The organism is Streptomyces sp. BA2 (genome assembly GCF_009769735.1).
GTDB lineage: Bacteria > Actinomycetota > Actinomycetes > Streptomycetales > Streptomycetaceae > Streptomyces.
The window spans coordinates 4,029,031-4,047,182 of record NZ_WSRO01000002.1; the positions used below are offsets into that span (position 1 = coordinate 4,029,031).

General features: G+C 70.2%; 16 protein-coding genes and 1 tRNA gene. 14 read left to right on the forward strand and 3 right to left on the reverse strand.

Going from position 1 to position 18,152, the window contains the following annotated elements; translation table 11 throughout:
• Positions 1-48: 48 nt before the first annotated feature.
• Entirely contained in the window at positions 49-1,446 is a 1,398-nt protein-coding gene (locus E5671_RS20730) for an MFS transporter (RefSeq protein WP_336605804.1), read from the reverse strand.
• 41 nt (positions 1,447-1,487) lie between these two features.
• On the reverse strand, positions 1,488-2,666 hold the full coding sequence (locus tag E5671_RS20735; RefSeq protein WP_160505452.1) for a 4-hydroxybenzoate 3-monooxygenase: 1,179 nt from the start codon (positions 2,664-2,666) through the stop codon (positions 1,488-1,490).
• Positions 2,667-2,806: 140 nt separating this feature from the next.
• Here E5671_RS20735 and E5671_RS20740 point away from each other — a divergent pair, with 140 nt between their 5' ends.
• The 13 genes from E5671_RS20740 (at position 2,807) to E5671_RS20800 (ending at position 16,699) form a co-directional block, all read left to right on the forward strand.
• Positions 2,807-4,444, forward strand: coding sequence for an IclR family transcriptional regulator domain-containing protein (locus tag E5671_RS20740; protein WP_160505453.1), 1,638 nt, complete (start codon positions 2,807-2,809; stop codon positions 4,442-4,444).
• A 179-nt stretch (positions 4,445-4,623) separates the two neighbouring features.
• Entirely contained in the window at positions 4,624-5,628 is a 1,005-nt protein-coding gene (locus E5671_RS20745; RefSeq protein WP_160505454.1) for an RNA polymerase sigma factor, read from the forward strand.
• Between the two features lie 86 nt (positions 5,629-5,714).
• On the forward strand, positions 5,715-6,677 hold the full coding sequence (locus tag E5671_RS20750) for an ABC transporter ATP-binding protein (protein ID WP_160505455.1): 963 nt from the start codon (positions 5,715-5,717) through the stop codon (positions 6,675-6,677).
• The gene (locus E5671_RS20755; RefSeq protein WP_160505456.1) at positions 6,674-7,444 is read left to right on the forward strand and encodes an MlaE family ABC transporter permease; all 771 of its coding nucleotides are present in this window, start codon (positions 6,674-6,676) and stop codon (positions 7,442-7,444) included. The genes E5671_RS20750 and E5671_RS20755 overlap by 4 nt, the downstream gene beginning before the upstream one ends.
• A 3-nt stretch (positions 7,445-7,447) precedes the next feature.
• The gene (locus E5671_RS20760) at positions 7,448-8,263 is read left to right on the forward strand and encodes an MlaE family ABC transporter permease (RefSeq protein ID WP_160505457.1); all 816 of its coding nucleotides are present in this window, start codon (positions 7,448-7,450) and stop codon (positions 8,261-8,263) included.
• Between the two features lie 5 nt (positions 8,264-8,268).
• Positions 8,269-9,537, forward strand: a complete 1,269-nt coding sequence (locus E5671_RS20765) for an MCE family protein (protein WP_160505458.1) — start codon at positions 8,269-8,271, stop codon at positions 9,535-9,537.
• The gene (locus tag E5671_RS20770; protein WP_160505459.1) at positions 9,534-10,571 is read left to right on the forward strand and encodes an MCE family protein; all 1,038 of its coding nucleotides are present in this window, start codon (positions 9,534-9,536) and stop codon (positions 10,569-10,571) included. The genes E5671_RS20765 and E5671_RS20770 overlap by 4 nt, the downstream gene beginning before the upstream one ends.
• Positions 10,568-11,548, forward strand: a complete 981-nt coding sequence (locus tag E5671_RS20775) for an MCE family protein (protein WP_160505460.1) — start codon at positions 10,568-10,570, stop codon at positions 11,546-11,548. Before E5671_RS20770 ends, E5671_RS20775 begins: the two co-directional genes overlap by 4 nt.
• Positions 11,545-12,678, forward strand: a complete 1,134-nt coding sequence (locus tag E5671_RS20780) for an MCE family protein (RefSeq protein ID WP_160505461.1) — start codon at positions 11,545-11,547, stop codon at positions 12,676-12,678. The genes E5671_RS20775 and E5671_RS20780 overlap by 4 nt, the downstream gene beginning before the upstream one ends.
• Positions 12,675-13,991 carry an MCE family protein gene (locus E5671_RS20785; protein WP_160505462.1) on the forward strand — a complete coding sequence of 439 codons (1,317 nt, stop codon included), beginning with the start codon at positions 12,675-12,677 and terminating at the stop codon, positions 13,989-13,991. The genes E5671_RS20780 and E5671_RS20785 overlap by 4 nt, the downstream gene beginning before the upstream one ends.
• Positions 13,988-15,262 carry an MCE family protein gene (locus E5671_RS20790; RefSeq protein ID WP_160505463.1) on the forward strand — a complete coding sequence of 425 codons (1,275 nt, stop codon included), beginning with the start codon at positions 13,988-13,990 and terminating at the stop codon, positions 15,260-15,262. Before E5671_RS20785 ends, E5671_RS20790 begins: the two co-directional genes overlap by 4 nt.
• A complete protein-coding gene (locus E5671_RS20795; protein ID WP_237330206.1) occupies positions 15,259-15,834 on the forward strand; it encodes a hypothetical protein in 576 nt (191 codons plus the stop codon). Before E5671_RS20790 ends, E5671_RS20795 begins: the two co-directional genes overlap by 4 nt.
• 82 nt (positions 15,835-15,916) lie before the next feature.
• Entirely contained in the window at positions 15,917-16,699 is a 783-nt protein-coding gene (locus tag E5671_RS20800; RefSeq protein WP_160505464.1) for a hypothetical protein, read from the forward strand.
• A 115-nt stretch (positions 16,700-16,814) separates the two neighbouring features.
• Here the strand turns inward: E5671_RS20800 and E5671_RS20805 are convergent.
• Positions 16,815-16,897, reverse strand: a tRNA-Leu gene (locus E5671_RS20805).
• Between the two features lie 387 nt (positions 16,898-17,284).
• Between E5671_RS20805 and E5671_RS20810 the strand changes: the two genes are divergently transcribed.
• Complete coding sequence (locus E5671_RS20810) at positions 17,285-18,055, forward strand: ATP-binding cassette domain-containing protein (protein WP_160505465.1); 771 nt, start codon at positions 17,285-17,287, stop codon at positions 18,053-18,055.
• The last annotated feature ends 97 nt before the right edge of the window (positions 18,056-18,152 follow it).

Below are 18,152 nucleotides of genomic sequence, written 5' to 3' on the forward strand. Positions count from 1 at the left end.
CCGTGCGTGGCTTTGGGTCAAGAGTAATGCGTAGGCAAAAGGAAGACCCTAGTGCTTGGGGAGGATCTTTCCCTCCTTGTGACCAAGAACGTTCGGCCCGGTGCTCTCTGTTCCCGGTGAGGCCGGGGATACGCCCTCGTCGGCCGGGGTACGCCGACTGCGCCGGACGAGTGGCACCAGCGAGATCGCGACGGCTCCGAGCACGGCGGCCACGGCGAACGTGGTGAATCCGAGGGACGCGTTCCCGCCGGAGACGACGGCGCCTCCCAGCCACGGCCCGACGACCGCGCCGGTGCGCCCGACGCCGGTGATCCAGCCGAGGCCGGTGGCGCGCTGGGCGGGCGTGTAGACGGAAGGGGCGGAGGCGTAGACCATCACCTGCGCCGAGAAGAGCCAGATGCCGGTCATGAAGACGATCACGTAGGCGACGCCCAGGGGCAGCTCGGCCCTGAGGAGGAAGGTTCCGCAGGCGGTGAGCAGGAACCAGATCGCGGAGATGCGTACGGCGCCGAACTTGTCCGCCAGCCGCCCCGCGACGAGCATGCCGACGATGCCGCCCGCGTTGATCACCATGAGGAAGGTGACCGAGGAGGAGAGCGAATAGCCGGAGGCGCGCATCAGCTCGGGGAGCCAGGTGGAGACCCCGTAGACGAGGAGGAGCCCGGCGAAGGACGCGAGCCACAGGAGCGGGGTCGCGAACCGCTGGCCGGGGCCGAAGAGCGAGGCGACGGCGGCGAAGCGGCCCTTGGCGCCCGCCTCGGGGGCTTCGGCGAGCGTCGGGGACGGCAGCAGGTAACGAGCGGCGACGGCCTCGGCCTCGCTCGTGCGGCCCTTGGCGAGCAGCACGCCGGGTGATTCGGGCAGCCACTTCAGTACGAGGGGGATGGCGACTGCCGCGGGGAGCACGCCCGCCCAGAAGACGACGCGCCAGCCGTGGTCGGGCCCGAGCCAGAGTCCGAGGCCCGTGGCCGCCATGCCGCCCGCGTGGTACGAGGTCATCATCAGGCCGGTGGCGAGGGCGGCCCTGCGCCGCGGCGCGAACTCGGCGACGATCGCGAGGCTGATCGGCATGAGGCCGCCGAGCCCGAGCCCGGCGATGAACCGCCCGCCTCCGAAGACGGCGGCGGTGGGCGCGAGCGCGCAGACCGCGGAGCCCAGCGAGAACAGCGCGACGCTGCCCGTGACCATCGGCTTGCGGCCGATCCAGTCGGTGAGCGTGCCGCAGCCGAGGGCGCCGATGAGCATGCCGAAGGTGGTCCAGGAGCCGATGGTGCCCGCGGTCGACGTGGTGAAGCCGAAGTCCTTGTCGTCGATGAGGTGCGGCATCACGGCGCCGTAGATGTTGACGTCCATGCCGTCGAAGAAGACGACGAGCCAGCACAGGGCTATGACGGGGGCGACGGATCTGAAGGTCCGCTGGGGCGCGGCACCTTGGGGAGCGGTCACGGGGTTCTCACTTCTTTGTGGGACCTGGTGGGGACGGGGGGTCAGTCGAGCGGGAATCCGGTGTAGCTCTCGGCGAGTTCGGTCTCGGCCGGGCGTGCGGTGGTGATGCGGTCCAGCTGAGCGAGCTGGATGCGGTCGTCGAAGGGGGTGGCTTCGGGGGCGCGGTGCAGCATCGTGGTCATGGCGTACGAGAACCGTTCGGCCTGCCAGACGCGGCGCAGGCAGGTCTCCGAGTACGCCTCAAGGCGGGCGTCGGAGCCGGTCTCGCGGTACTCGACGAGCGCGCGGGCGAAGGTGACGACGTCGCCGACGGCGAGGTTGAGGCCCTTGGCTCCGGTGGGCGGGACGATGTGGGCGGCGTCCCCGGCGAGGAAGACGCGCCCGTGCCGCATCGGTTCGTGGACGTAACTGCGCATGGGGGTGACGGACTTGGAGGTGATGGGCCCGCGCTTGAGCGTCCAGGCGGGGTCGTCGGTCTCCAGGCGGCGGTCGAGCTCGTCCCAGATCTCCTCGTCGCCCCAGTCGGCGGCGTCCGTCCCGGCGGGGACTTGCAGGTAGGCGCGCGTGACGACGGGCGAGCGCATGGAGAGCAGGGCGAAGCCGCGGTCATGGCGGGCGTAGACCAGCTCGTCGTGCGAGGGCGGTACGTCGGCGAGGATGCCGAGCCACCCGAAGGGGTACGTCCGCTCGAAGACCCGGGAGACATCGGCGGGCACGGCCTTGCGGGCCACGCCCCAGGAGCCGTCGCAGCCGACCACGTAGTCGCACTCCAGGACGTCCTCGCGGCCCTGGTGGCGGAAGCGGACGCGCGGGCTTGTGGACTCGGCGCCCTCGACGGCAAGGGCCTCGGCCTCGAAGAGCAGCGGGCCCCCGTCCGCGAGCTGGAGGGCTATGAGGTCCTTGCAGACCTCGGTCTGGGCGTAGACCATCACGGACCTGCCGCCGGTCAGGGCGGGGAAGTCGACGCGGTGCCTGCGGCGGTCGAAGCGCAGCTCGATGCCGTCGTGCGGGATGCCCTCACGGTCCATGCGGGCGGCGGCGCCCGCCTCGCGCAGGACGTCGACGGTGCCCTGCTCCAGGATCCCGGCGCGCTGGCGCTGTTCGACGTAGGCGCGGTCGCGGGTCTCCAGGACGACGGAATCGATGCCGGCGTTGTGCAGCAGGCGGGCGAGGAGCAGGCCCGCCGGTCCGGCTCCGATGATTCCGACGGTGGTGCGCATCGGCCGACCCCTCCACTTGTTCGTCTGGTGAACTTTCGTTCATAATGTGCTCACGGGAGTCTCCGACCGGACCCAGCGGCTGTCAACGGTTCTGGGGCATCCGTTTCCATCGGTGTTCCGACCGTGCGAGGAGCGGCGTCATGCCAGGAGAGTCCGTACGCCCCCTGGAGCGCGGCCTCGCGGTACTTCGCGCCCTCGCGGTCGCCGAACAGGTCAGGGCGGGCGACCTCGTGCGCGCGACCGGCCTTGCCCGCTCGACGGTGGACCGGGTCGTGGCGACCCTGGCCCGCCTCGGTTACGTACGCGAGCACGGCCAGGAACTCCACCTCACGCCCCGTCTGATGGAGCTCGGCAACGCCTACCTCGCGGCCAGCGGGCTGAGCGGCGAGGTCGCGGCGCGCACCGCCCGGCTCGCGGACAAGCTCGACGAGTCGGTGTCCCTCGCGGTGCCGGACGGCGACGGCGTCCGCTTCGTGACGCAGGCCGCGCGGCGCCGCGCGATGTCGGTAGCCTTCCGCATCGGCGATCTGCTCCCTGCCGAGCGGTGCGCGCCGGGCGCGCTGTTCGCCGCCGAGTGGGACGAGGCGGCGTGGGCGGCGTGGCGGGCACGCGTGGCCGCCGATCCCGAGGGGCACGCCTTTCCCGCGCTGCCACCGGGCCCCGCGCCCCTGCCCTCGGATCTCACCGGCCGCGTGGAGCGCTCGCGCGCGACGGGCTGGGCCCTCGACGACCAGCTGATCGAGCCGGGCCTGATCGCGGCGGCGGTCCCGGTGCGCGACGCGGCGGGCCGCCCGCGGTATGCCCTGTCCGCTGTGAGCCACACCAGCAGGCACACGGCGCAGGGCCTCGCGGAGCTCGTGCTGCCACGGCTGCGGGAGGAGGCCGCGCACCTGGAGTCCCTTCCGCCCGCCCCATCTCCGTACGGAGAAGCGGAGTTGACGCCCGGTCAGCCGGTGGACGCGGTCGATGCGGTCGACGCGAAGGCCGAACTCGGCCCCGGCTTCCTCCAGTCGCTCGCCCGCGGCCTAGGCGTCCTGCGCGCCCTGGGCCGGGCCGGTGGCGACGGCCTCCCGCTCACCGCGATCGCCGCCGCCACCGGCCTGCCACGGGCCACCGCACGCCGCTGCCTGCACACCCTGGAGCTGGAGGGGTACGCGGCGCACGACGGCCGCCTCTATCGCCCGCTCCCCCGCATCATGGAGCTCGGTTACGCGCGCCTCTCACGCCTCGGCTTCGCCGACATCGCCGAGCCGCATCTGCGCCAACTGACGGACCGGGTCCACCAGTCGGCATCGGTGACGGTGCTCGACGGGACGGACATCCTGTACGTGGCGCGGGCGGCGACCGTCCGCGTCATGAGCGTCTACATCACGCTCGGCACGCGCTTCCCCGCCTATCCCACCGCCATGGGCCGGGTCCTGCTCGCCGGGCTCCCTCAGGAGGACCGTGCGCGCCTCCTGAAGGCCGAACCGCCCCGCCCCCTCACCCGGCGCACCGTCACCGCCCCCGCGGACCTGAACCGCATCCTGGACCGTGCCGCCGCCGACGGCTACGCCACCGCGGACGAGGAGCTGGAGGAGGGCCTGCGCTCGGTCGCCGTACCGCTCAAGGACGCGGAGGAACGCGTCGTCGCCGCCCTGAACGTGGCCCAGCACGCGGGCACCGCCCCGCTGGACGAGACCGTCGGGGCGCTGCTTCCCGCACTGCGCGAGACGGCGGCGGCGATCGAGGCGGACCTGCACACGGCGGCCCGCTTCAACGGCGTACTGATGCCGTAGAGGAGGGCCGCCGACGTCTTGGCAGAGGTGCCCGGAGCCGGACTCGAACCGCCGATCAGCCGGTCGGCAACGGTACGGAATCGATGAGCGCCTCCCCCTGCACAACGCTGGATACCGAACGGTAATGTCGCGTCCCCGCCGGGGGAACGGAACCGGCGGGTGAGCGCGAAGGAGCCCTCATGGCGACGGACATGCACCCTGCGCATTCAGGCGGGGCGGCCGACAAGGCGGACCTCGACCGGTGGCAGCGCGCGTGGAGTCACCGCGAGGACTTGCTGCGGGTGGCGCGCCGCAGATCCATGAGCGACGAGGACGCCGAGGACGCCGTACACGAGGCGATGCTGCGCGCCGCCGAGCATCCGCAGCTCGACGACGAGCGGCTCGGCGCCTGGCTGACCACGGTGACCATCCGGCTGTGTGTCGACCGGTACCGGCAGGTCAGCCGCGAGGCCGAGGTGCGCCGCAGCCCCAAACTGGTCGCGCCGGGCCAGCTGCCCGTCGACGACGCGGTGTGCGACCGGGCGGAGGCTCGGTGGCTGGCCGCGCGGAGCGGGGAGCTGCCCGCGCGGCAGGCGGAGGCGATCTGGCTCAAGTCCGAGGACCTGGACGTCGGTCAGGTCGCCAAGAAGATGGGCCTGAGCTACCGGACGGCCGAGTCGCTGCTCGCCAGAGCCCGGCGCACGCTGCGCACGGCGCTTGCCGCCACCCTTGGTCTCGCCCTGTGGCTGTGCGGGCGCGGGCCGCGTCCGGGCGGGAGCGTGCAGGTGGCGGGCGTGGCCGTGACGGCGGCGACCCTTGCCGTGGCGGGGTTCGTCCTGCCGGGCGTCCTCGACGGGGACCGGCCCGGACCGGCGCGGCCCGCCCCTTCCGTCTCCTCCGTGTCCTCCGTCTCCGATGGGGCCGATGACGCACGGGCTCCGGAGCGCGGGGCGACGCCCTCGGACAGCTCCCGCCAGGCCCCGTCGACGACCAACCCCGGCACGGCGCCGGCCGACGGCTCGCTTCCCGTACTGCCTTCCCTGCCCGATGTGCCGCTCCCGGCCCTGGAAACACTGCCCGCGGTGCCTTCCCCCGACGTCCCCGAGATACCGGTCGAGCCGCCGGAGGTGTCCGTACCCCCGGCCCCATCCGCCTCCGCGACGGCCCCGAAGCAGCCCGTCGACGGCCTCACACAGGTCCCGTAGAAAAAACTTCGGTTTCTCCGCGACGGACGGGGCGCCCTTCCCCGTAGAGCAGATGACAGAGCTGCTCACGGCGAAGGGTGAAACGGATGGGTGTCGAGATCTGCGTGGAAGGGCTGACCAAGTCCTTCGGCGACCAGGTCATCTGGCAGAACGTCTCGCTGACACTGCCCGCCGGAGAGGTCTCGGTCATGCTGGGCCCCTCGGGCACCGGCAAGTCGGTCTTCCTCAAGAGTCTCGTCGGACTGCTCAAGCCGGAGCGCGGGTCGATCCGGATCGCGGGCACGGACATCACCAAGCTGCGCGAGCACGACCTGTACGAGGTACGGAAGCTGTTCGGTGTGCTGTTCCAGGACGGCGCCCTGTTCGGGTCGATGAACCTCTACGACAACATCGCCTTCCCGCTGCGCGAGCACACCCGTAAGCAGGAGAGCGCGATCAGGAAGATCGTGCTCGAGAAGATGGACATGGTCGGCCTGATCGGCGCCGAGGACAAGCTGCCCGGCGAGATATCCGGCGGGATGCGCAAACGGGCCGGTCTGGCGCGGGCCCTGGTGCTCGATCCGGAGATCATTCTCTTCGACGAGCCCGACTCGGGCCTCGATCCGGTCCGTGTGGCCTACCTCAACCAGCTGATCGTCGACCTCAACGCGCAGATCGACGCGACCTTCCTGATCGTCACGCACGACATCGCGTCGGCCCGCCAGGTCCCCGACAACATCGGGCTGCTCTTCCGCCGTGAACTGGTGATGTTCGGCCCCCGCAAGCAGCTCCTCACCAGCGACGAGCCAGTCGTACGGCAGTTCCTGAACGGCCGGATGCAGGGGCCGATCGGCATGGCCGAGGAGAAGGACGCCGCCACGATGGCGCGCGAGGCGGTGCACTTCGGCAACGGCGGCGCGGCCGACAGCGTGGGTGTCGCCGAGATGACCCCGCGGCTCCTTCCGGGGCCCGGCATCGACCGCCCGCCCCGCTGGCAGGCAATCGCCGAGCAGGAGGAGGCGCGAGAGCCGCAAGAGACCCATGAGGCTCAAGAGGTGAGCGGCGCATGAGTCTTTCACCCAAGGGGGCGCTGCGGCACTCGGGCAGTCTCTTCGCGATGGGCCTGGACGTGCTGCGGACGCTGCCGCGACGCCCGTTCCAGGTGCGGGAGTTCATCCAGCAGTCCTGGTTCATCGCGAGCGTCACGATCCTGCCCACCGCGCTCGTCTCCATCCCGTTCGGTGCGGTGATCGCGCTGCAGATCGGCAGCCTGACCCGGCAGCTGGGCGCGCAGTCGTTCTCCGGCGCCGCCTCGGTGCTCGCGGTGCTCAGGGAAGCCTCGCCGATCGTCACCGCGCTGCTCATCGCGGGGGCGGGCGGCACCGCGATCTGCGCGGATCTCGGGGCGCGCAAGATCCGCGAGGAGATCGACGCGATGCAGGTCCTCGGCATCGACCCGATCCACCGCCTCGTCGTGCCCAGGGTCCTCGCGTCGATGGTCGTCGCGGTGCTGCTCAACGGCCTGGTCTCGGTGGTCGGGGTGGCCGGCGGCTACTTCTTCAACGTGGTCCTGCAGAACGGCACTCCGGGCGCCTACCTGGCCTCGTTCACCACCCTCGCCCAGCTGTCCGACCTCTGGGCGGCGGAGCTCAAGGCCCTGGTCTTCGGCGCCATCGCCGCGATCGTCGCCTCGTACAAGGGGCTCACCGCCAAGGGCGGTCCCAAGGGCGTCGGTGACGCGGTGAACCAGGCCGTGGTCATCACCTTCATGTTGCTGTTCGTGACGAACTTCGTGATGACCGCCGTGTACTTCCAAATCGTCCCGCAGAGAGGGTAGTTGATGCGACTTCTCGACCGCCCGCTCCGCTCGCTCGAAGAGCTGGGCAGCCAACTGGCCTTCTACGGCCGCTCCCTGGCCTGGACCGGCCGCACCCTGCGCCGCTACAAGAAGGAGATCCTGCGCCTGCTCGCCGAGGTGAGCTTCGGCCGAGGCGCCCTCGCCGTCATCGGCGGCACGGTCGGCGTGATCGCCTTCCTGTCCTTCTTCACCGGCACCGAGGTCGGCCTTCAGGGCTACGCCGCCCTCAACCAGCTGGGCACCTCCAACTTCGTGGCGTTCCTCTCGGCGTACTTCAACACCCGGGAGATCGCCCCCCTGGTGGCGGGCCTCGCCCTGTCCGCGACGGTCGGGGCCGGGTTCACCGCACAGCTGGGCGCGATGCGGATCAGCGAGGAGACCGACGCGCTCGAAGTGATGGGCGTGCCCTCGCTGCCGTTCCTGGTGACCACCCGGATGATCGCGGGTTTCGTCGCGGTGATCCCGCTGTATGTGGTCGGCCTGCTGTCCTCGTACTTCGCCGCGCGCACCATCACCACCGGCTACTACGGGCAGTCCGCGGGCACCTACGACCACTACTTCCAGCAGTACCTGCCGCCGGTGGACGTGCTCTGGTCCTTCGGCAAGGTGATCGTCTTCGCCGTCGTGATCATCCTGGTGCACTGCTACTACGGCTACTACGCGAGCGGCGGTCCCGCCGGGGTCGGCGTCGCGGTCGGCCGTGCCGTGCGCACCTCCATCGTCGCCATCAACGTCCTGGACTTCTTCCTCAGCCTCGCGATCTGGGGCGCCGTCACGACCGTACGAATAGCGGGGTAGGGCAGATGAGGACTCCGATCTCTCCCGCTTCGCGCGGCGCCAGGCTGCGGCTGTACGGCGTCGTGTTCATCACGGTCATCGCGCTGCTGCTCGCCCTCTCCGTCGCCGTGTACCAGCAGGTGTTCACCTCCGTCGTACGGATCACGCTGCAGGCCGACACCCTGGGCAACCAGCTGGAACCGCGGGCCGACGTCAAGCTGCGCGGCCTCCTGGTCGGCGAGGTCCGCGAGGTGCGGGCCGACGGCGAGAAGGCGACCCTCGGCATCGCACTCAAGCCGGAGCACATCGCCCGGATCCCGTCCGATGTCCACGCACGGCTGCTGCCCAAGACGCTGTTCGGCGAGAAGTACGTCGAGCTGGTGGAGCCCCGTGAGCCCGCGGACCGGCACATCCGCGCGGGTGACGTCATCACCCAGGACCGCACCACGGTCGGCATCGAGGTGCAGCAGCTGATGAACGATCTGCTGCCGCTCCTGCGCACCGTGCGGCCCGCCGATCTCAACGCGACGCTCTCCGCGTTCGCCACCGCGCTCGACGGACGCGGCGACCGGATCGGCGCCAACCTCACCCGCGTCGAGCGCTATCTGCGCCGCCTCAACCCGCATCTGCCGTCCCTGAAGGAGGACATCACGCGCTTCGCCGACGTCGCCGAGGTGTACGCCGACGCGGCGCCCGACCTGCTGAAGATCCTGCGGAACTCCGTCACCACCAGCCGCACCCTCGTGGAGAAGCAGGGCCAACTGGCCGCCGCCCTCACCGCGACCGCCACCGCGGCCGGCACCGGCGAGGAGTTCCTCGACGACAACGGCGAGCGCCTGATCACCCTCGGCCGGGTCTCCCGCCCGACGCTTGCGCTGTTCGCCCGCTATGCGCCCCAGTACCCCTGCCTCCTTGAGGGTCTGGTGCGGCAGGACAAGGCATCCGAAGAGACCTATCGAGGCGGAAAGATGCGTATCACCCTCGAATTCGTCCACCCGCAGCCCGCATACGAGCCCGGCGAGGAACCGCGGTACGCGGACCGCTCGGGCCCCAACTGCCGCGGGTTGCCCCACCCCCGGGTGCCCGCGGGGGACGACCAGCTCAACGACGGTACGAAGCCCAACAAGGTCGGTGGTCCTTCCGGCACTCCCAAGATGTCCTCGACCGCGGCCGAACAGCGGGCCGTCGGCTCCCTCGTGGCCCCGGTCCTCGGGGTGTCGGCGGACCAGGTGCCCCCGGTCGCGACGCTCCTCTTCGGCCCGATGGCGCGCGGAACGGCGGTGAGCGTCGCATGAAGACGGCACGAGCCACGGACACCGCGGCGCCTCTGGTGAAGTTCCTGCTGTTCGCGGCGGTGACGGTGGTGGCGACGGCGCTGCTCGCGGCCACCATCGTGAATATCTCCTTCACCCCGGAGCACACCTACCGCGCGGTGTTCAGCGATGTCACGAGCCTGGAGGAGGGCGACGACATCAGGGTCGCCGGGGTGCGGGTCGGCGAGGTCGATGGCATCCGGATCAAGGACAGGACCCGGGCCGAAGTCACCTTCACCGTCACCGAGGACCGCCCGCTGTTCACCAGCACCGGCGCCGTCATCCGCTACCGGAGCCTGGTCGGGCAGCGCTACATCGCGCTGACCGAGGGCGCGGGCGGCACCACACCACTGCGGCCCGGCGGCCGGATCCCGCTGTCCCGGACGCAGCCCGCGCTCGATCTGAACGCGCTTCTCGCCGGGTTCAAGCCGCTGTTCGCCGCGCTGAGCCCCAAGGACGTGAACCAGCTCGCCACCGAGATCATCAAGACGCTGCAGGGCGAGGGCGGCACGGTCAACAGCCTGCTTGCCCACACGGCGTCGCTCACCACCACCCTGGCCGGCCGCGACAAGCTCATCGGCTCCGTGATCAGCAACCTCAACGAAGTGCTGACGACCCTGGACAAGCGCGGCGGCCGCTTCTCCTCGCTGCTCAAGCAGTTGCAGCGGCTTGTCTCCGGACTGTCCGCGGACCGTAAGCCGATCGGCAAGTCGCTGGTGAACATCGGGCACCTGACCGAGGCCACCTCGGGCCTGATCGGGGAGGCACGGCCCCCGCTGAAGGACGACATCAAGGAGCTCGGCGAGCTCACCGGAACGCTGAACGACAACGAGAAAACCGTGGAGGGCGTGCTGAAGCGGCTGCCGAACAAGCTCAACAAGCTGACCGGGACCGCGTCCTACGGCTCCTGGTTCAACTTCTACCTCTGTGACTTCGACGGCCGGATCGTGCTGCCGAAGACCAAGGAGGTGCTCACTCCCGAGCTGCATGTGGCAAGGGCGAGGTGCGGCGCATGAGGCCCTTCCGTGAGCGGAACCCGGTGACGATCGGTGTCGTGGGTCTCACCACCCTCGGCCTCCTGACCGCCGCCGCGTTCAACGCCGAAAGCCTGCCGCTGATCGGCAACGGCGAGACGTACAGCGCGGCCTTCTCGGAGGCGGGCGGGCTCAAGCCGGGCGACGAGGTACGGATCGCCGGGGTGAAGGTCGGCAAGATCGACGAGGTCGACCTCGACGGCGACCATGTGAAGGTCACCTTCCAGGTCAAGGGCGAGCCGAAGTTCGGCACCAGGACCGGCGCGTCCATCCGGATCAAGACGATCCTGGGCTCGAAGTACCTGGCCCTGGAGCCCAAGGGGCCAGGGCAGTTGAAGCCGGGCGCCGAGATCCCGGTGTCCCGGACGACACCCGCGTACGACGTCGTGACCGCGTTCAGCGATCTGACCACCACCACGGAGAAGGTCGACACCGACGAGCTCGCCAAGGCCATGGACACCATCTCCACCACCTTCGAGGACTCTCCCGCCGAGGTGAAGGCGTCCATCAAGGGCCTGTCGAAGATCTCCCGCACGGTCGCGTCGCGCGACAAGGAGCTGCGCGAACTCCTCGGCCACGCCAACGGCGTCACCAAGGTGCTCGCCGACCGCTCCGACGAGTTCTCCACCTTGGTCAAGGACGCCGACAAACTGCTCACCGAGATCGCCAAGCGCCGCAAGGCCATCCACACCCTGCTCAAGAGCTCGGCCACGCTCGGCATCGAGCTCTCCGGCCTGGTGGCGGACAACCGCAAGGAGATCGGCCCGGCGCTCAAGGGCCTGAACAAAGTCGTGTCGATGCTGGAGCGCAACTACACCAGTCTCGATCGAAGCGTCCAGCTGCTCGCGCCCTATGTACGGCTCTTCACCAACACCCTCAGCAACGGCCGCTGGTTCGACAGCTACATCCAGAACCTGGTCGCCACTCCGGTGGTCCCGCGGACGGGAGACAAGCGATGAGCAAGCACGCACGACTCCTGCGGCGGACGGCCCTGGTGACCGCCCTGGTCGTGGTGGCCGCCCTCACCGTGGTGCTGTGGCCGCGCGATGAACCGGTGCGCGTCACCGCGTACTTCCCGCGCACCGTCGGCATCTATCCGGGTTCGGACGTCCGGGTGCTCGGCGTCCGGATCGGCGAGGTCAAGGAGATCACCCCGGAGGGCGAGCGGGTGCGGGTGACCCTTGAGTACGACAGTGAGCGCAAGGTGCCCGCCGAAGCCAAGGCCGCGATCATCAACTCCTCGGTGGTCAGCGACCGTTACCTCCAGCTCCTGCCGGTGTACCGGAAGGGCCCGGCGATGCGGGACGGCGCCGTCATTCCGCAGAGCCGTACCGCCGTACCGGTCGAGCTCGACCGCGTCTTCGACAGTCTGCACACCACGTCGGAGGCGCTCGGCCCGCGCGGCGCCAACAAGAAGGGCTCATTGTCCCGGCTGCTCGGGGTCAGCGCGGACAACCTCGAAGGGCAGGGCGGGAACCTGCACCAGACCGTGGAGGATCTCTCCACGGCCGTCACCACCCTCTCCGACGGCCGGGGCGACCTGTTCGGCACCGTACGGAACCTGCAGGTGTTCACGGCCATGCTCGCCAAGGACGACAAGAGCGTGCGGTCGTTCAACACCAGCCTCGCCAAGGTGGCGGGACAGCTCGCCGGAGAGCGCAAGGACCTGGCGGCCGCGCTGAAGCACCTGGGCACCGCGCTCGGCGATGTGCAGCGGTTCGTCAAGAAGAACAAGAAGTCGCTGACCTCCAACGTGAAGGGGCTCAGCAAGGTCACCAAGGTGCTCGTCACCCAGAAGAAGGCGCTCGCCGAGATCCTGGAGACCACGCCGACCGGCCTGTCGAATCTGCAGAACGCCTACAACCCGGGCTCGGGCACCCTCGACACCCGTAACAACGCCGAACAGGCACAGGACCCGGCCGCGCTGCTCTGCTCGCTGCTCGGCACCACCGGCGAGAAGCAGGCCGCGGAGTGCAAGGACCTGCGGAAACTCTTCGACTCGCTGCCCAAGTTGTCGCAGCCACAAGGGGTTTCGGGCGCGAAGCCGAGCGACAAGACCCTCGGCGGAATCCTGGAGGCCGCGGCATGAGCGCACTGCGCAAGGGCGGGACGGCCGTTTGGGCCGCGATCGGTTCACTGCTCCTGGCCGGCTGTGAGTTCAACGGTCTGTACGACGTCGAACTGCCCGGCGGCGCCGCCGACGACGCGGGCGCCTACCGGGTCACGGTCGAGTTCCGGGACGTACTCGACCTGGTGCCGCAGTCGGCCGTGAAGGTCAACAACGTCACCGTGGGCTCGGTCGAGAAGGTGGAGCTCGACGGCTGGCACGCCAAGGTGCGGCTGCGGGTCGCCGGTTCGGTGAAGCTGCCCGGCAACGCGTTCGCCGGTCTGCGGCAGACCAGCATGCTCGGCGAGAAATACGTGGCCCTGTCCGCACCGCCGGACAGCGCCCCCGTCGGCAGGCTCAAGGACGGTGCGCGGATTCCGCTGTCCCGCAGCGGCCGCAACCCGGAGATCGAAGAGGTGCTCTCCGCGCTGTCGGCGCTGCTCAACGGCGGCGGTGTGGCCCAGCTCAAGACGATCACCACGGAGCTCAACAAGGCCCTGTCCGGCCGCGAGAACCGGGTCAAGTCGCTGCTGAAGGAGCTGAACAAGTTCGTCGGGGGTCTCGACGGCCAGCGCAAGGAGATCGTGCGGGCGCTCAAGGGCGTCGACCGCCTCGCCAAGCGCCTCAAGAAGGAGAAGAAGACGATCGGCGACGCCGTCGACACCGTGCCGCCCGCCCTCAAGGTGCTCGCCGACCAGCGACGCGATCTGACGAAGATGCTCACGTCGCTGTCGAATCTTGGCAAGGCGGGCACCAAGGTCATCAACGCCTCACGCTCCGACGTGATCGCCAATCTGAAGCATCTGCGGCCGACCCTGGAGCAGTTGAACGCGGCGGGCGACGATCTGCCGAACTCCCTTGAGCTCCTGACGACCTATCCCTTCCCGCGCGGCGTCACCGGCGCCATCAAGGGCGACTACGTCAACCTCAAGATCACCGCCGATCTCGATCTGGACAGCATCTACGGCAATCTCGCCGACGATCCCAAGAAGCCGGACGGCCCGGACAACCCCGGGCTGCCCAAGGCGCCGAAGCCACCGAAGCTGCCGGACGCCCCCGGCGTTCCGGATCTCCCCGGCGTTCCGGACGCCCCGAAGGCCCCCGAGCTGCCCGACGACCCGAAGCTGCCGGACACCCCCGACGACCCGGCGGACCCGGGTGGCGACGACGAGCAGCTGTGCCCGCCGGTGTGCACCGGCCAGTACGCCGCGTACGGGAACGGGGACGCCGAGGGCTCTGCGCCCGGGATCAACCTCGCTCTGGCCGAGCTCCTGCTGAGAGGGGTCTCCCCGTGATCACACGTACGGTCAAGCTCCAACTGCTCGCGTTCGCCACCGTCACCGCCGTGGGCGTGAGTTACGTCGGCGCGCAGTACACCGGCATCCCCGACGCCCTGCTCGACCGCGGGTACACCGTGCGCGCCGAGTTCGCCGAGTCCGGGGGCATCTTCCAGGGGGCCGAGGTCACCTATCGCGGGGTGCCCGTGGGCCGCGTCGGGCAGCTCGAACTCGCGGGATCCGGCGGGGTGTCGGTGGCGCTCGACATCGAGGACGGGGCGCGGATTCCGGCGGACACGCTCGCGGTGGTGGCGCACCGTTCGGCGGTCGGTGAGCAGTACGTCGATCTGCAGCCGCGCACGGGCTCCGGTCCGCTGCTCAAGGAGGGCAGCACGATCGCCCGCGGCGACACCCGGGTGCCGCTGGCGAGCACGGAGCTCGTCCTCAGCGTGGACCGCCTGGTCAACTCCGTCGGCAAGGAGGATCTGCGGGTCACGGTCGACGAACTGGGCAAGGCCTTCAAGGGGACGGGACCGCACCTGAGCCGCCTGGTGGACTCGGGCAATGAGCTGGTCGAGTCGGCCTCCGCATCGCTCCCCGAGACGATCAGGCTGATCGAGGACTCGCGCAAGGTGCTCAGGACCCAGTCGGAGCAGGGCTCGTCGATCAAGTCGTTCTCCGAGGACCTGGCGGCCCTCACCGCGGAGCTCAAGTCCAGTGACGGGGACATCCGCAAGCTGATCGGGTCGGGCGCGCCCGCCGCCCACGAGGTGGACTCGCTGCTCAAGGCGAACAAGACCCAGCTGCCGGTGCTCCTCGGGAATCTGATCAGCGGCGGCCAGATCACGGTGGCGCGACTGCCCGGGGTGGAGCAGGCCCTGGTCACCTTCCCCCTGACCGTCGCGGGCAGCTACACGGTGGTGCCGGGCGACGGCACCACGCACTTCGGCATGGTCGCGGGCAAGGACGAACCGCCGCCCTGCCGCCAGGGGTACGACACCCGGCGGCGCGACCCCTCGGACACCGGCGGCCGCCCGGCCAACACCGGCGCACGCTGCACGGCGCCACGTGGTGGCGACACCTCGGTGCGCGGCGCGCAGAACGCCCCCGGCGCCTCGACCCGCTCCGGCGGGGCGGACCGGGCGGCGTATGTCACCCCGTACGACCCGGACACCGGCACCGCCGTCGGACCGGACGGAACGCCCGTCGAGATCGGCTCGACGGGCGGCGAACAGAACGCGTTCGGAAAGGACTCGTGGCAATGGCTGCTCGTAGGACCGATGGCATGAGCGGGGGTCTGATCCCCCTCGCGGTCGGGGGCCTGATCTCCCGCCCCGTACGGGCGCTGCGCCGCCTCGGCGCCAGGCTCGCGGGCGCCGCCCGCGGCGGCCGCGCCATGGCCGCGGGACTCGCCGTGGCCACCGCGGGGACGTCGGCGCTCGCCCTCTGGCTGGGCCTCCAGGTGTACGAGCAGCGCGCGACGGAGCAGCGGCACCAGGACATCCTGGCCGCTGCCAGGCAGTCGGCCCTGAACTTCACCTCGCTCGACTACCGGCATTACGGGCGGGACAGCGAGAACGTGCTCAAGGGCGCGACCGGTGACTTCAAGAAGCAGTTCACGGCGCAGACCGCGCAGCTGACGAAGCTGGTCGCCAAGAACAAGTCGGTCTCCAAGGGGCAGGTCCTCGAAGCGGGCATCACCCGGGCCGACGAGGACTCCGCCCGTGTCCTGGTGGTCGCCGACAGCAAGGTGACCAACACCGCCGCCCCCGACGGCCAGGCCCGCACCTACCGGCTGCAACTGGACCTCGAACTCAAGAACGGCAAGTGGCTGACATCCGGCGTCGAGTTCGTCGGCTGACCGCACCACCCCATACAGCGCACCACCCCGTACAGCGCATGAATCCCGTAAGGCGCATCACCCCGCCGTAAGGAGAAACACCGTGGCGAACACCAGAACCCGAGGCCGCGGCGCCGGACCCGGATCACCGGGCCGGCGCTCCCTGACCGCGGCCGCCCGCGCCGCGGCCAAGCGGGCCGACGGCATCCGCTCCGAGCCGCAGGACGCGCTGGACGGCGTACCCGAGGATCTGGTCAACGACCTGACGGGGCTGCCGCCCGTCGAGAAGGTGGTCGGGGAGGTACTGCTCACGCAGGCGGAGTCCGAGTCCGCTCCCGGGCCTGACCCGGAGGCCTCGGCCCCAGACGCCCCGCCCCGAGGGCGCCGGCGCGCACGGCTGAGCGCCGTCCTTGCCCTCCTGACCGTGGCGGGCCTCGTCGCGGTCGCGGTGCTCGGGTGGCAGTACCGGGACGGCCGCCAGGTCGAGGCGGCGCGGGCGCAGGCCCTCGCGGCCGCGCAGAAGGCGGCGCCCCTCGTCCTGTCGTACGACCACCGGCATCTGGACCGGGATTTCGCCGCGGCGCGCGGCCGGCTCACGGGCTCCTTCCGCGAGGAGTACGGCAGGACGACCAAGGCGGTGGTCGCGCCGACCGCGAAGAAGTACAGGGGGGTGGTGAAGGCCTCCGTGGTCACGCCGCCCGACGGCGGTGCCCCGGCGGCCTCGGTGGCGTCGGCGTCGGCGGACAGCGCCGTTGTGGTGCTCTTCGTCAACCAGGTCACCAAGAGCACTCAGGTCTCCGGCTCGCGCGTGGATCTGAACCGGGTCCGGATGACCCTCACGCGTACGACGGACGGCTGGAAGGTGAGCGCCGTCGACGCGCTGTGAGCGGCCCGGTGGCGAGGACTCCCGCGTAGGCCGGCGACCCGGTGGCCAACACCGTTGCGAGGAACTTGAAATGATGTGCCATCAGACACATACCCCCCCAAGGGGGCAGTGGAGGTGCCCGGAGCCGGACTTGAACCGGCACGCCCGCTAGGGGCAGCGAGGTTTAAGCTCGCCGTGTCTGCATTCCACCATCCGGGCAGGCCATGGGCTCCGCATCAAGTGATTCGACCCTATCGGGAGGCGTCCCTCGAACAGCGGAACAACAGCCCGATGTTGTCTTATTTTATTGACGTCTGAGGGTGCATCAGCCACCGGTACGGCCCATCGGTACATGCCGCAGGCCCTTCCACCGCTGTGCGGCCTCCGTGACGGAATGACGGAATTTCACCGCCTGCGCGGCGCCCGCGGGTCACTGACGGGTGGTACCCGTCTCAGGGGCCGGGGTCATCCCCAGGTATGACACGGGCGCCCGGGGTCCGACTGCAGAGGGCCCCCGGAACCGGAACAGCGGCTGACTACACGGCGCGGATCCGCAAGGACGATGGAGTACGTCCCCACTCGTCGTCCCGACAGGAGCACCACCCCGTGACCACCACCCCCTTCGCCGCCCGCACCACCGCGGTGGCCGCACGCGCCACGGACCTCTCCAAGGTGTACGGACAGGGCGAGACCCAGGTGGTCGCCCTGGACCATGTCTCCGTCGACTTCCGGCAGGGCGAGTTCACCGCGATCATGGGCCCATCGGGCTCCGGCAAGTCGACCCTGATGCACTGCGTCGCGGGGCTCGACAGCTTCAGCGGCGGCTCCGTGCGGATCGGCGAGACCGAGCTGTCCACCCTCAAGGACAAGCAGCTCACCAAGCTCCGCCGGGACAAGATCGGCTTCATCTTCCAGGCCTTCAACCTCCTGCCGACGCTGACGGCCCTGGAGAACATCACGCTGCCGATGGACATCGCGGGCCGCAAGCCCGACAAGCAGTGGCTGGAGCAGGTCATCTCCATGGTCGGCCTGGCCGGGCGGCTCAGCCACCGGCCCACGGAGCTCTCCGGCGGCCAGCAGCAGCGCGTCGCCGTGGCCCGCGCGCTCGCCTCGCAGCCCGACATCATCTTCGGCGACGAGCCGACCGGAAACCTGGACTCGCGCTCGGGCGCGGAGGTCCTCGGCTTCCTGCGCAACTCCGTACGGGAGCTGGGGCAGACGGTCGTCATGGTCACGCATGACCCCGTGGCCGCGGCGTACGCGGATCGCGTCATTTTCCTCGCCGACGGGCGGATCGTCGACGAGATGCATGGGCCGACGGCCGAGGGGGTGCTTGACCGGATGAAGCACTTTGACGCCAAGGGTCGTACGAGCTAGACCCCCAAGCACTCCGAGCGACGTCCGCCGGTGCCGCCTGCGGGCGCGTCGTGGCTGGTCGCGCAGTTCCCCGCGCCCCTTCGGGGCCCTCTCACAG

Bases quoted from the DNA above. Each gene is read 5' to 3' on its own strand.
- E5671_RS20735 (WP_160505452.1), bottom strand. From the start codon at position 2,666: ATGCGCACCACCGTCGGAATCATCGGAGCCGGACCGGCGGGCCTGCTC.
- E5671_RS20770 (WP_160505459.1), top strand. From the start codon at position 9,534: ATGAAGACGGCACGAGCCACGGACACCGCGGCGCCTCTGGTGAAGTTC.
- E5671_RS20760 (WP_160505457.1), top strand. From the start codon at position 7,448: ATGCGACTTCTCGACCGCCCGCTCCGCTCGCTCGAAGAGCTGGGCAGC.
- E5671_RS20765 (WP_160505458.1), top strand. From the start codon at position 8,269: ATGAGGACTCCGATCTCTCCCGCTTCGCGCGGCGCCAGGCTGCGGCTG.
- E5671_RS20775 (WP_160505460.1), top strand. From the start codon at position 10,568: ATGAGGCCCTTCCGTGAGCGGAACCCGGTGACGATCGGTGTCGTGGGT.
- E5671_RS20755 (WP_160505456.1), top strand. From the start codon at position 6,674: ATGAGTCTTTCACCCAAGGGGGCGCTGCGGCACTCGGGCAGTCTCTTC.
- E5671_RS20745 (WP_160505454.1), top strand. From the start codon at position 4,624: ATGGCGACGGACATGCACCCTGCGCATTCAGGCGGGGCGGCCGACAAG.
- E5671_RS20740 (WP_160505453.1), top strand. From the start codon at position 2,807: ATGCCAGGAGAGTCCGTACGCCCCCTGGAGCGCGGCCTCGCGGTACTT.
- E5671_RS20750 (WP_160505455.1), top strand. From the start codon at position 5,715: ATGGGTGTCGAGATCTGCGTGGAAGGGCTGACCAAGTCCTTCGGCGAC.
- E5671_RS20780 (WP_160505461.1), top strand. From the start codon at position 11,545: ATGAGCAAGCACGCACGACTCCTGCGGCGGACGGCCCTGGTGACCGCC.
- E5671_RS20785 (WP_160505462.1), top strand. From the start codon at position 12,675: ATGAGCGCACTGCGCAAGGGCGGGACGGCCGTTTGGGCCGCGATCGGT.
- E5671_RS20795 (WP_237330206.1), top strand. From the start codon at position 15,259: ATGAGCGGGGGTCTGATCCCCCTCGCGGTCGGGGGCCTGATCTCCCGC.